Origin of the sequence: Polynucleobacter sp. MG-27-Goln-C1 (genome assembly GCF_018881905.1) — a bacterium.
In the GTDB taxonomy this organism is placed as follows: domain Bacteria; phylum Pseudomonadota; class Gammaproteobacteria; order Burkholderiales; family Burkholderiaceae; genus Polynucleobacter.
Window position 1 is genome coordinate 141,007 of the sequence record NZ_JACVPM010000002.1, and the last position, 12,426, is coordinate 153,432.

Here is a 12,426-nt window from a genome sequence, read left to right on the forward strand (position 1 = left end):
ACATCGTAACGATTTATTGAAAGGAATGAGAGTGTCTTACCAAGTCACGCTCAAGACGAGCGGCAAACAATTTACCGTCCAGAAGGATGAAACCCTGCTGGAAGCAGCGCTACAACAGGGCATCACGCTTCCCTATGGCTGTAAAAATGGCGCCTGCGGTTCTTGCAAAGGCAAGGTTCTAGAAGGTCAAGTGGAGCATGGCCAACATAGCGCTGCCGCCTTAAGCCCTGCTGATGAAGCTACTGGAGGCACCTTGTTTTGCTGCGCCCACCCTAAATCAGACCTTCTCATTGAGGCTCGTGAAGTTCAAGGCGCTGGCGATATCGCTATTCGCAAGGTTCCCTGTCGTGTGAATGCCATTACAAAGCCGAGTGCTGATGTGGCGATTCTGAAATTGCAATTGCCAGCTGCCGAGCGCTTTCAATTTCTGGCTGGGCAATATTTAGAGTTCTTGCTCAAAGATGGGCAACGTCGCGCTTATTCCATTGCTAATGCCCCTGATCAAGATGGCCCTCTCGAGCTACATATTCGCCATTTACCAGGCGGACTCTTTACTGATTTTGTTTTTGGCGCAAAAGATCCAGCACTGAAAGAAAAAGATATCCTGCGTTTTGAAGGGCCTTTAGGCAGCTTCTTCCTCAGGGAAGATTCCAAGAAACCCATTATTTTTGTTGCGGCAGGCACTGGTTTTGCACCTATCAAGTCCATCGTTGAGCAAATGCAGCTTAAAAAGATTCATCGCCCTATTTATCTGTATTGGGGTGGACGTCGTCCCAGCGACCTCTACCTCGATGAACTCTGTCAGTCCTGGGCTAAGGAAATTCCTGACTTCAAGTTCATCCCAGTTATTTCTGATGCCCTTCCAGAGGATCAATGGACTGGACGCACAGGCTTTGTCCATCAAGCAGTAATGTCTGACCATCCCGATATGAGCCCTTACCAGGTCTATGCCTGTGGCGCCCCCGTCATGGTCAATGCAGCCCGCCATGACTTTTCATCTCAGTGCAAGCTGCCTGAGGACGAATTCTTTGCGGACTCCTTTACCAGCGCAGCGGATCTCGCCACAAACTAACTTACTAAGCGTGATAATAGAAACCTCATTTGATCTCACTTTGCACACGATATGAATAAGCCAGCCCAATCCGTAGATGCCCATTCAGTGATGTTTATTACCCCACGCCCAGAAGTTGTGATGGTTGAGGGTAAAGGCTCGTGGCTCACCGATAACAATGGCAAGCGTTATTTAGACTTCTTGCAAGGTTGGGCAGTGAACTGTCTCGGTCACAGCAATCCAGGCATGATTGAAGCGCTCAATGCACAGGCTAAGAAGCTCATTAATCCGAGTCCAGCCTTTTATAACGAGCCGATGATTGGCTTATCTAATCTACTGACCAATAACAGCTGCTTTAACAAAGTGTTTTTTGCTAATAGCGGCGCCGAGGCAAATGAAGGCGCTATCAAGCTGGCACGCAAATGGGGTCAACTCAATAAGTCTGGCGCCTTTGAAATTATTACCTTTGATCATAGCTTTCATGGTCGTACTTTAGCAACGATGAGTGCATCTGGTAAGCCAGGCTGGGACACGATGTTTGCTCCACAAGTTCCAGGCTTTCTGAAAGCAGATTTAAATGATTTGGACTCCGTTAAAAAACTGGTGACCGATAAAACGGTTGCGGTGATGCTCGAGCCAGTACAGGGCGAAGGCGGCGTAATCCCTGTCACCAAAGAATTTATGCAAAGCCTGCGTAAGTTCACTACAGAAAATAATATTTTGTTGATCGTGGATGAAGTGCAGGCTGGCTGTGGTCGAACTGGAAAACTGTTTGCTTATCAACATTACGGCATCGAACCAGACATCATGACCCTGGGCAAAGGCATTGGTGGTGGTGTTCCTTTGGCAGCCCTGATGGCTACTGATGCTGTGGCTTGTTTTGTTCCTGGCGACCAAGGTGGCACCTATAACGGCAACCCACTCATGACTGCAGTAGGCATCAGCGTCATCGAGCAATTACTCGCACCAGGATTTTTGGATGCAGTCCGCGCAAAAGGTGAATTGCTCAGCAAAGAATTACTTTCTATCTCAGCAGAATTTAATCTGAATGGTGAGCGTGGCGAAGGACTATTGCGTGCACTGATGTTGAGCAGTGATATTGGCGGCAAGCTGGTTGAGCTAGCTCGCGATAGAGTTCCAGAGGGATTGCTAATTAACTCACCAAGACCCAATCTGTTGCGCTTCATGCCAGCACTGAATGTTTCTGATGATGAAATCCGCCAGATGTGCAACATCTTGAGAGAGTTACTCAAGCAAGTTGTTTAGAAGTATTTAGGCGGGATGTAATAAAGGAGCCTTGGGCTCCTTTATTTTTTATCACTAGCCAACTAAATTCTTTGGTAACGAGAATGTAACGTCTTCGACAACACCCTCTAGATTACGAATGCTGCGTGGACCGAATTCTTGAATCTTTTCCACAATCGCAAGCGCGAGACTTTCAGGGGCAGATGCGCCCGCAGTAAGGCCTACTCGCTTCTTACCCTCAAACCATTGGGCTTCAAGTTGCTCTGGCGCATCGACCATGTAAGCCGGTACTCCCAGTTTTTCAGCTAATTCACGCAAGCGATTCGAGTTCGAACTTGCCTTACTACCCACCACAATAACTACCTCAACCTGAGGTGCCATAAATTTCACAGCATCCTGGCGGTTTTGAGTGGCGTAACAAATATCTTGTTTACGTGGCTGAACAATATTTGGAAATTTTTGAGTTAAGGCGTCGACGATTTCTTTTGTCTCATCTACGGAGAGTGTGGTTTGCGTTACAAAAGCAATTTTTTCATTCTCAGCAAAAGGCAGCTTAGCAACATCGGCTACTTTTTCAATCAAATGAACGCCTTCCTTTACCTGCCCCATCGTGCCTTCAACTTCGGGATGTCCAGCATGGCCAATCATCAAGACCGTGAAACCATCCTTGCACATCTTCACGACCTCAAGATGCACCTTAGTCACCAAGGGGCAAGTAGCGTCATATACCTGCAATCCACGTGCCTCAGCATCCTTGCGCACCTCTTGAGAAACACCATGTGCACTAAACACGACGATGCCGCCCTTAGGAACCTCATGCAATTCATCAACAAACACGGCACCCTTTTCACGCAGTTCATTTACAACATAGGCATTGTGAACAATTTCATGACGCACATAAATCGGCGCACCAAAGCGTGTCAGGGCTTCATTAACAATATTGATTGCCCGATCAACACCCGCGCAAAAGCCGCGAGGTTGCGCCATCAATATTTCTGCTGGGGCTTGATTGCTCATTCGTTAGAGAATCGCAATGACTTCTGCTTCGAAGGTGATAGGCCTTCCAGCAAGCGGGTGATTGAAATCAAACCAAGCACCCTCTTCGTTAATCGATTGCAATACACCAGCATACTGCGCGCCACCAGGCGCATTAAATTCAATCACGTCGCCGGGATTAAATTCCACATCATCATCGCGACCTTCTTTGAGCGCACCCAAAGAAACCCACTGAATTAATTCTTCCTTGCGCTCTCCAAAACTTTCTTCAGGCGGCAACAAGGCGCTTTTCTTTTCACCCACAGCCAATCCGATCAACACCTTTTCAAAACAAGGCGCAAATTGTCCAGAACCCATCAGCACCGTCGCAGGGCGATCGATAAAAGTATTGATGTAATCATCCCCGCTAGGCAAAGTCAGCCGATAGTTAAGAGTCAAGAAGGAGTTGGGCAAAACCGTAAGCTTAGTCATAAGGTAATTGTATCTAGGCCCGACCCCAGCGTGCACTCACCCATCACGGATTGGCCAAAAATGGATCAACCCCGGGAGAAACTCCGCTCCCTCGGGGCGGCGGCACTGAGCGATGCTGAGCTGCTTGCGATCTTTCTACGCGTTGGCGTCAAAGGGAAATCTGCGGTGGCCTTGGCTGAGGATCTTCTTCACCATTTCGGCAATTTGCCGCGCTTACTGTCCTGCACCCCAGAAGAATTAACCCAGATTCATGGCATGGGTATTTCTAAGTGGTCACAAATTCAAGCCGCATATGAACTCGTGAAGCGTAGCCTTGAGGAAACGCTTTCCCAGGACTCCGTTTTCTCATCGCCAGGGTATGTCAAAGAGTTCTTGCAGGCCCGATTTGGGCGTCTGCCACATGAAGTCTTCCTTTGTCTGCACCTTGACTCCCGTCTGCACCTAATCGAGTGCCAGGAGCTCTTTAGAGGCTCCCTGACCCACACGGCCGTCTACCCCCGAGAAATCCTCAAGGAGGCCCTCGCAAGGAATGCCAGCGCCCTCATCGTGGCCCATAACCACCCAAGCGGAAACCCACTTCCCAGCGTGGCCGACCAGGAATTAACCAAGATGCTGTCTAAAGCCTTGCAAATGGTGGATATTCCCCTGCTGGATCATTGCATTGTTAGTGAGAGCGGTTTTTTCTCATTTTCAGATGCAGGTCTTATGAAAAATGACTTTAATTAGAAGTAATCACTAACTTAATAGGCAATTTTCACCAGTATCAGTAGCTAGATAGCCAAATCCCCAAAACTAAAGCGAAATAGGGGTAGCTCAAAGTACTCGGAGACTGATACAATCTTCTTTTTTCGCAATTAATGGAGTTATGTCATGGCAAAAGTTTGCCAAGTCACTGGGAAGAAGCCGATGGTTGGCAACAATGTATCCCATGCAAACAATAAAACGAAGCGTCGCTTTTTGCCGAATTTGCAAAATCGTCGTTTCTGGGTTGAATCTGAAAACCGTTGGATTAGCTTGCGCTTAACCAATGCTGGTTTGCGCGTTATCGACAAGAACGGCATTGATGCTGTGTTGTCTGATCTCCGTGCACGTGGCGAAATTTAAGGAGCGCACAAATGGCTAAAGGCGGCAGAGAAAAAATCAAATTAGAGTCATCAGCTGGTACTGGTCACTTCTATACAACTTCAAAAAATAAGCGTACAAAGCCTGAGAAAATGGAGATCATGAAATTCGATCCAACCATTCGCAAGCACGTTGCTTACAAAGAAACAAAGCTCAAGTAATTTATCGATTCGATATTTATTTACAGCAAATAAAAAACCCGCTACTTCAGCGGGTTTTTTATTGCCTAGGTTTTTCTCTTAAGCGTAGCGACGCAATCTTAAAGAGAAGTCGCGCAAACTCGATAGACCACTCTCTTCTGCACGCTGACACCAGGCATGCAGTTGAGAAACCAATTGATCACCCGTGGCATTAGAGCGACTCCAGATCGCCTGCAAATCGCGACGCATCTCAATCATCTTTCTTAGCTGCGCATTCGTTGCCATCAGCTCTTCCAGTTTCATTTTTTCATCCGCAGTCAAACGAGATTCGTCCTTACCTAGCCAGGCACGTGCGTCTTTTAAGTGAGCAGCCAAAACTTGCATATGCTGAACTTCATTGTTAAAGAAGGTGCTCAGCGTCTTGCTATAGCGAGCCATGATTTCATAACGATTAGCAATGATGGCTTCGAGCGTACCTTGATCGGCAGGACGTAAGTCGCTTAGCACTGGCTTTGGAGAAGTCTTCTTCACCTTGGCTAAGCCTACTGCACTCATCATCTGAATGTACATCCAACCAATATCAAACTCGTACCACTTGCTAGAGAGCTTAGCGCTCGTAGCAAAGGTGTGATGGTTGTTATGTAGCTCTTCACCACCAATCAAAATTCCCCAAGGAAAAATGTTTCTTGAGGCATCCTCGAAATCGTAATTACGATAACCCCAGTAGTGACCAATGCCATTAATAATTCCAGCAGCAGTAATCGGAATCCACAGCATCTGTACTGCCCACACTGTTAAACCAATTGCGCCGAACAAGAACACATCGATGATCAACATCAAGGCAACACCTTGCCAGGAAAACTTGGAATAGATGTTGTGCTCAAGCCAATCATCTGGCGTGCCATGACCAAACTTATCTAAGGTCTCTTGATTACGCGATTCTTTTTTATACAACTCAGCGCCGCGAGAAAGTACGGTATTGATACCCAGAACTTGCGGGCTATGTGGATCATCCACAGTCTCACACTTGGCATGGTGCTTACGATGAATCGCAGCCCACTCTTTAGTCACCATACCCGTTGTCAGCCATAGCCAAAAGCGGAAAAAATGCGACATGATGGGATGCAACTCCAAAGCGCGGTGCGCCTGGCAGCGATGCAAAAAGATGGTGACACTAGCAATAGTGATGTGGGTAACAACCAGCGTAAAAACGAGGATCTGCCACCAAGCCCAATCTAAGTAGCCATTAGCCAGCCAACCGAGAAATGCATCAAAACCTGAAACTGTATTCAAAAGGGTATCCCCGAAGAGGTCTAAACCCTTATTTTAGTTCTTTAACGGCTTTCTTGCTTTTGACTTTTACCGACTTTTCGTCATCTTTATCGACAGTTACTGCAGAAACAGCTGCTTTTTTCTGAAAAACAGCCCCAAAGAAGCCATCTGTGCCATGAATATGGGGCCACAACTGCCACCAAGGGTTATCAGGACTACATCCTAAAGGCATTTTATCCTTTGGAAACAATGGCTTAAGAACTTCAGCTGCAGGAACTGCCTCAAAATTAGGGTGCTTTGCCAAGAAATCTTCTGCAATTTGCTGGTTTTCTTGTGGCAATAGGCTGCAGGTGGCATAAACCAAGCGACCACCTGGTTTGAGCAAACGACTTGCCGAAGCCAAGATATTCATCTGCTTTTGATTGAGCTCCAGAACACCCTCTGGGGTCTGACGCCATTTGAGATCGGGGTTGCGACGCAAGGTACCCATACCGCTACAAGGAGCATCCACTAAAACACGGTCAATCTTGCCAGCTAAACGCTTGATCTTGGCATCATTCTCGCTATCAATCCATACGGGGTGGACGTTAGAGAGGCCGCTACGGGCTTGTCGTGGCTTCAAATTGGCCAAGCGACGCTCTGATGTATCTAGGGCGTACAAGCGGCCTGTGGAGCGCATGATGGCTCCAATCGCCAAAGTCTTACCGCCCGCACCTGCACAAAAGTCCACCACCATCTCACCACGTTTAGGGGCGAGCAAATAAGCCAGCAGCTGACTGCCTTCATCTTGAACCTCAAACATCCCCGCTTTAAAACCAACCGTATTTTGCAAAGCAGGCTTGCCCATGATGCGCACGCCATCAGGAGCATAAGGAGTTGGAATTGCTTGATAGCGACCACCGAGAGCATTCATCTCTACAAGCAATTGCTCGCGAGTTGTCTTCATGGTGTTCGCACGCAAATCCAAAAGCGCTGGATGCATGAGTGATTTAGCTAACTCTTCACGAGATTCTTCGCCAGGATATTTTCCAAAAGCATCCCACAACCACTCAGGTAAATTATTCCGAACTAAGGGATTAAGTGCCGATGGATCGACCGTTGCAAAACGTTGCAACCACTCGTATTCGCCTGTCTTCAATACGTGGGCCAAGTCAGCAATCGCACTCTCAGCACGGTTAGCAGAACCTAAGCCGCCTTCAGACAAAGCAGACAGCAAACCCAATAGGGCTAAGCGTCTAGCCTGTGATCCCTCACCACTGGAAGCGAACTGTGAGAACTCATTTTTACGACGCAAGATAGCAAAAGCACTCTCAGCAATTAAGGCGCGATCACGATTACCTAGTTGCGGCTCAGAGCGGAAATACCGACTCACAACACGATCAGCGGGCTGCTCAAAGTTCAACAACTCTGGAAGCAAGCGCTCTAAATGAATTGCATGCTGAGGCAAAGCCTTGGCATTGGAAAAGTTCTTTTGGCCTTCGGGCGCAATGATGTTACCGCTCGCATTACGACGCTCTGGGCGACGCAATGGATCTTTGGATTTAGCGGCGTAACTTTTTTGTGGGCCTAAGCGTGATCCAGATCTGGACCCGGATTTACTACTAGCGCTAGCTCCGCGGGATGAACGTTCTTTACTCATAATTTTATTAATTGCGACTCCGGTGGTTGAACCTGAACTTGATTACCTTCTATTCGCAATCGTCCATCTAGGAACCATTTTACGGCCCGCGGGTAAATCTGATGCTCAGCAGCCAAAACTCGTGCCGCCAAACTATCCGCATCATCGCCCGGAAGCACTGGAACTGAGGCTTGGCAGATGATGGGGCCCTCGTCCACGCCCTCGGTCACAAAGTGCACGCTGGCTCCATGTTCGGCTACGCCAGCCTCCAAAGCCCGCTCGTGGGTATGCAAACCCGGGAAGGCTGGAAGCAAGGCGGGGTGAATATTGATGAGTCGGCCCTCAAAATGACGAATAAAGCCGGGGGTCAAAATGCGCATAAAACCCGCTAGAACGACCAAATCCGCCCCTAATTCATCGATTTTCTCGATTAGGGCAGCATCAAAGGACTCACGCGTGGCATGCTCTTTGTGCTCAATAGCAAAGGCAGGAATGCCCTGGGAGCGAGCAAAATCAAGGCCCTTAGCTGCAGAGTGATTAGCGATCACCCCCGCAAAAGTGACGGGCCACTGCTCTTTTTGAGCTGTTTTGACGATGGCCTCGAAATTGGATCCGCGGCCTGAGATTAAGGTGACGATAGATGGCATGCCCACAATATAATTGATGGTTACCCCGAAAGCGACCCTGAAAGCGATTTAGTGAACGTATTCCGTGGCCCTACCCAGTTTTCTGCAGGACCAGCTTGTGCCTTAACCATCGGTAATTTCGATGGCGTGCACAGGGGTCATCGCGCCCTGCTCAAACAACTGAAGGATGGTGCCCAAGAACGTGGCTTAGTTAGCTGTGTGATGACTTTCGAGCCACACCCTAAAGAATTCTTCTCCCCAGAACAAGCGCCCCCACGGATTCTGAATTTGCGTGACAAGCTTGCTGCGTTTGCGGACATTGGTATTGATCGCGTAGTGGTGGAGCATTTCAATTCAGCATTCGCTCGCCTCACTCCAGAAGAGTTTGTTTCTGAAATCATTGTTAAACAACTCAACGCCAAATGGATTTTGATTGGGGATGATTTTTGCTATGGTGCAAAACGCACTGGCAACTTTGCAAGCCTCAAAGCAGCTGGTGAAAAATTTGGTTTTGAAGTTTCTAGTATTCACACTGTGGAAGAAGATGGCGAAAGAATTTCCAGCTCAGCATTACGCAATGCGTTGGCCAATGGGGATATGGATCAAGCCACCAAATTATTAGGACGTCCTTACGGTATCTCTGGTCACGTGATTCATGGTCAAAAATTAGGGCGTACCTTGGGCTTCCCAACATTGAACTTGGCGGTAGCCAATCACCTGCATCATCGTAAGCCTGCATGCTCCGGCATCTACACCGCACAAGTATTGGGGCTTGGAGATAAGCCCCTTCCGGCTGTAGCCAGTCTTGGTGTAAGACCAACAGTCGAAGACGAGGGTCGCGTTCTCCTAGAGACACACATCTTTGATTACAACGCCGATGTCTACGGCAAAATTATTACCGTTGAACTCTTAGAAAAAATTCGTGACGAGGCGAAGTACTCCGCCCTCGAAACCCTTACCAAAGCGATTGCATCTGATGCAGCGCATGCCAGAAATTATTTCCAGAAAAAATCTTATGTCTGAAAAAGAAAACTCTTACCCCGTCAATCTTCTAGAGACGTCGTTCCCTATGCGGGGAGACCTACCAAAGCGTGAGCCCCAATGGGTTGCTCAATGGCAGAAAAATAAACTCTACGAAAAGATTCGTGCGGCGCATGCCAATCAACCGAAGTTCATCTTGCATGATGGCCCCCCATATGCAAACGGTGATATTCATATTGGTCATGCGGTAAATAAGATCCTCAAGGACATGATTGTGAAGTCCCGCTGGTTAATGGGTTTTGACTCTGCATATGTCCCGGGCTGGGATTGCCATGGTATGCCGATTGAGATTCAGATTGAAAAACAGTTTGGCAAGAATCTCCCAACAGCAGAAGTACAGGCTAAGGCGCGCGCCTATGCGCAAGTGCAGGTAGATAAACAAAAGATCGACTTTGAGCGCTTAGGCGTTTTAGGTGACTGGAACAACCCCTACCTCACCATGAACTTTCGTAATGAAGCTGATGAAATTCGTGCGCTTGGGAAGATCTGGGAAAAGGGTTATGTCTTCCGCGGTCTAAAACCAGTCAACTGGTGTTTTGATTGCGGCTCTGCATTGGCTGAAGCTGAAGTGGAGTACCAAGATAAGACCGATCCAACAGTAGATGTTGGTTTTGCATTTGATGATGCACAGCGTCCACAGCTCGCAAAAGCTTTTGGCCTAACCGAGATTCCGGCCAAGCCTGGAATGATTGTGATTTGGACAACAACCCCTTGGACTATCCCATCTAACCAAGCGCTCAATGTGCATCCTGAGCTCAGCTACGCTTTGGTAGACACTGGCGATAAATTACTAATCCTGGCAGAAGACCGCGTAAAAACTTGCTTAGAAGATTTTGGTCTTGAAGGCAAAGTGATTGGCGCTTGCTTGGGTAGTCAACTAGCCAACATCTCTTTCTGGCATCCGCTCGCTCCATTGCATGAGGGATACAAACGCCTCTCACCAATCTATCCTGCTGAATACGTCACCTTAGATACTGGTACTGGCGTAGTGCACTCTGCACCTGCCTATGGCGAGGAAGACTTTAAGTCTTGCAAAGCAAACAAACTAGCTGATAAAGATATTTTGAATCCAGTCATGGGTAATGGTGTCTACGCATCCTGGTTGCCACTCTTTGCCAATGAATACATCTGGAAAGCTAATCCGAAGATTGTGGAAGCCATGCGTGAGGCAGGAAGCCTCTTGCGAGACAAGACCTATACCCACTCTTACATGCATTGCTGGCGCCACAAGTCGCCGATTATTTATCGCGCAACCTCACAGTGGTTTGCGAGCATGGACAAGAAACCATCTGACGGCAGCGCAAGTTTGCGCGAGACTGCTTTAGCAGGTATCGAGAACACCGAGTTCTTCCCAGCCTGGGGTAAGCAGCGCTTAGACAGCATGATTGCTAACCGCCCAGACTGGACCTTGTCACGCCAGCGCCAATGGGGTGTCCCAATGGCTTTCTTTGTTCACAAAGAAAGTGGTGAGCCACATCCACGAACAGTGGAGTTGCTCGAAGAAATCGCTAAGCGTGTTGAAAAAGAAGGTATTGAAGCTTGGCAAAAACTCGAAGTAGCGGAACTGCTTGGTGAAGAGGCTGCTCAATACGAAAAGAATCGCGACACCTTGGATGTTTGGTTCGATTCTGGCACTACGCATTGGCACGTTATTCGTGGCTCACACCGCAATGAACTTTATCGCCCAGAAGCCGAGAATGCAGATGGTCGTTTGGCTGACTTGTATCTTGAGGGTTCAGACCAACACCGCGGCTGGTTCCACTCCTCTTTACTCACTGGCGCCATGCTTGATGGCAAGCCGCCATATAAAGCACTCCTAACGCATGGCTTTACCGTTGATGGCCAAGGCCGCAAGATGAGTAAGTCTGTGGGTAACGTGATTGCTCCACAGCAAGTTGCCGATAAGTTGGGTGCGGAGATTATTCGTCTCTGGGTTGCATCTACCGACTACTCCGGTGAGATGACCATCTCTGATGAGATTCTGAAACGTGTTGTAGAAAGTTATCGCCGTATTCGCAATACATTGCGTTTCTTGCTGGCTAACCTCTCTGACTTTGATCCAAGCAAGCATACGATGCCTGCAAGTGAATGGCTGGAGATTGATCGCTATGCTGTTGCACTCGCCAATCAGTTACAGCAAGATGTACAAGCGCACTACAAGGCTTATGAGTTCCAGCCAGCTGTAGCACGCATGCTCACTTTCTGTTCAGAAGATTTGGGTGGCTTCTATTTAGATATTCTGAAAGACCGTCTCTACACGAGCGCACCGGATTCGAAAGAGCGTCGTGCAGCACAGAACGCTCTTTTCCATATCACCCGCAACTTACTGAAGTGGCTTGCTCCTTTCTTGTCGTTTACCGCCGAGGAAGCTTGGTTGTCATTCCCGCATAGTGCGGATGAGAAGTTAAGTGAATCCATCTTCATGGAAGAGTTCGGCACTTTCCCAGAAATTGCCCAAGCTACTGAACTTCTAGCCAAATGGAATCGTGTACGTGAAATTCGTTCCGAAGTGACTAAAGCAATTGAGATTGAACGTGAAGCAGGTAACGTAGGTTCATCACTTCAAGCGGAGCTCACCATTAAAGTAGGTGATGTCGATTTCGCAATTCTACATTCCCTAGAAGATGACTTGCGCTTTGTGACCATCACCTCCAGCGCTAATCTCGAACTCAGCAATGCAGGTCTTGAAGTACTCGTTCGTGGCAGCCAATATAAGAAATGTGGTCGTTGCTGGCATCACACTGCCGATGTTGGCGCCAATGCTGAACATCCAGAGTTATGTGGTCGCTGCATTAGCAATCTCTTTGGTGATGGCGAATCACGCTTGTTTGCGTAAACAAAAGA

General features: G+C 48.0%; 12 protein-coding genes. 7 read left to right on the forward strand and 5 right to left on the reverse strand.

Features of this window, described 5'->3' with window-relative positions:
* The first annotated feature begins 31 nt into the window (after positions 1-31).
* Positions 32-1,072, forward strand: coding sequence for a 2Fe-2S iron-sulfur cluster-binding protein (locus tag ICN14_RS04765; RefSeq protein WP_216225296.1), 1,041 nt, complete (start codon positions 32-34; stop codon positions 1,070-1,072).
* A gap of 51 nt (positions 1,073-1,123) precedes the next feature.
* Positions 1,124-2,317 (forward strand): acetylornithine transaminase, encoded by a 1,194-nt coding sequence (locus ICN14_RS04770; RefSeq protein ID WP_216225298.1) that lies wholly within the window; start codon positions 1,124-1,126, stop codon positions 2,315-2,317.
* Positions 2,318-2,371: 54 nt separating this feature from the next.
* Here the strand turns inward: ICN14_RS04770 and ispH are convergent, their stop codons facing one another.
* Positions 2,372-3,313, reverse strand: a complete 942-nt coding sequence (gene ispH, locus ICN14_RS04775) for a 4-hydroxy-3-methylbut-2-enyl diphosphate reductase (RefSeq protein ID WP_216225300.1) — start codon at positions 3,311-3,313, stop codon at positions 2,372-2,374.
* 3 nt (positions 3,314-3,316) lie between these two features.
* A complete protein-coding gene (locus ICN14_RS04780; protein WP_216225302.1) occupies positions 3,317-3,763 on the reverse strand; it encodes a peptidylprolyl isomerase in 447 nt (148 codons plus the stop codon).
* A gap of 42 nt (positions 3,764-3,805) precedes the next feature.
* Between ICN14_RS04780 and radC the strand changes: the two genes are divergently transcribed.
* The 3 genes from radC to rpmG all read left to right on the forward strand — a co-directional run bounded on the left by radC (position 3,806) and on the right by rpmG (position 5,046).
* A complete protein-coding gene (radC, locus tag ICN14_RS04785) occupies positions 3,806-4,489 on the forward strand; it encodes a DNA repair protein RadC (protein ID WP_370624824.1) in 684 nt (227 codons plus the stop codon).
* Between the two features lie 144 nt (positions 4,490-4,633).
* Entirely contained in the window at positions 4,634-4,867 is a 234-nt protein-coding gene (gene rpmB, locus ICN14_RS04790; RefSeq protein ID WP_011903570.1) for a 50S ribosomal protein L28, read from the forward strand.
* An 11-nt stretch (positions 4,868-4,878) separates the two neighbouring features.
* The gene (gene rpmG, locus ICN14_RS04795) at positions 4,879-5,046 is read left to right on the forward strand and encodes a 50S ribosomal protein L33 (protein WP_015421876.1); all 168 of its coding nucleotides are present in this window, start codon (positions 4,879-4,881) and stop codon (positions 5,044-5,046) included.
* Between the two features lie 78 nt (positions 5,047-5,124).
* Here rpmG and ICN14_RS04800 read toward each other — a convergent pair whose 3' ends face one another.
* Genes ICN14_RS04800 through purN form a run of 3 tightly spaced genes read right to left on the reverse strand, consistent with a single transcriptional unit; the run spans position 5,125 to position 8,562 of the window.
* Positions 5,125-6,318 (reverse strand): acyl-CoA desaturase, encoded by a 1,194-nt coding sequence (locus tag ICN14_RS04800; protein ID WP_216225307.1) that lies wholly within the window; start codon positions 6,316-6,318, stop codon positions 5,125-5,127.
* Between the two features lie 28 nt (positions 6,319-6,346).
* On the reverse strand, positions 6,347-7,936 hold the full coding sequence (locus ICN14_RS04805; protein ID WP_216225312.1) for an RsmB/NOP family class I SAM-dependent RNA methyltransferase: 1,590 nt from the start codon (positions 7,934-7,936) through the stop codon (positions 6,347-6,349).
* Entirely contained in the window at positions 7,933-8,562 is a 630-nt protein-coding gene (gene purN / locus ICN14_RS04810; RefSeq protein WP_216225314.1) for a phosphoribosylglycinamide formyltransferase, read from the reverse strand. The genes ICN14_RS04805 and purN overlap by 4 nt, the downstream gene beginning before the upstream one ends.
* Before the next feature lie 51 nt (positions 8,563-8,613).
* Between purN and ICN14_RS04815 the strand changes: the two genes are divergently transcribed.
* Both ICN14_RS04815 and ileS read left to right on the forward strand, forming a co-directional pair.
* On the forward strand, positions 8,614-9,564 hold the full coding sequence (locus ICN14_RS04815) for a bifunctional riboflavin kinase/FAD synthetase (protein ID WP_216225316.1): 951 nt from the start codon (positions 8,614-8,616) through the stop codon (positions 9,562-9,564).
* Positions 9,539-12,418, forward strand: coding sequence for an isoleucine--tRNA ligase (ileS, locus tag ICN14_RS04820; RefSeq protein WP_370624825.1), 2,880 nt, complete (start codon positions 9,539-9,541; stop codon positions 12,416-12,418). The genes ICN14_RS04815 and ileS overlap by 26 nt, the downstream gene beginning before the upstream one ends.
* Positions 12,419-12,426 lie beyond the last annotated feature (8 nt).

Bases quoted from the DNA above. Each gene is read 5' to 3' on its own strand.
- ICN14_RS04770 (WP_216225298.1), top strand. From the start codon at position 1,124: ATGAATAAGCCAGCCCAATCCGTAGATGCCCATTCAGTGATGTTTATT.
- ispH (WP_216225300.1), bottom strand. From the start codon at position 3,313: ATGAGCAATCAAGCCCCAGCAGAAATATTGATGGCGCAACCTCGCGGC.
- ICN14_RS04780 (WP_216225302.1), bottom strand. From the start codon at position 3,763: ATGACTAAGCTTACGGTTTTGCCCAACTCCTTCTTGACTCTTAACTAT.
- rpmB (WP_011903570.1), top strand. From the start codon at position 4,634: ATGGCAAAAGTTTGCCAAGTCACTGGGAAGAAGCCGATGGTTGGCAAC.
- rpmG (WP_015421876.1), top strand. From the start codon at position 4,879: ATGGCTAAAGGCGGCAGAGAAAAAATCAAATTAGAGTCATCAGCTGGT.
- ICN14_RS04805 (WP_216225312.1), bottom strand. From the start codon at position 7,936: ATGAGTAAAGAACGTTCATCCCGCGGAGCTAGCGCTAGTAGTAAATCC.
- purN (WP_216225314.1), bottom strand. From the start codon at position 8,562: ATGCCATCTATCGTCACCTTAATCTCAGGCCGCGGATCCAATTTCGAG.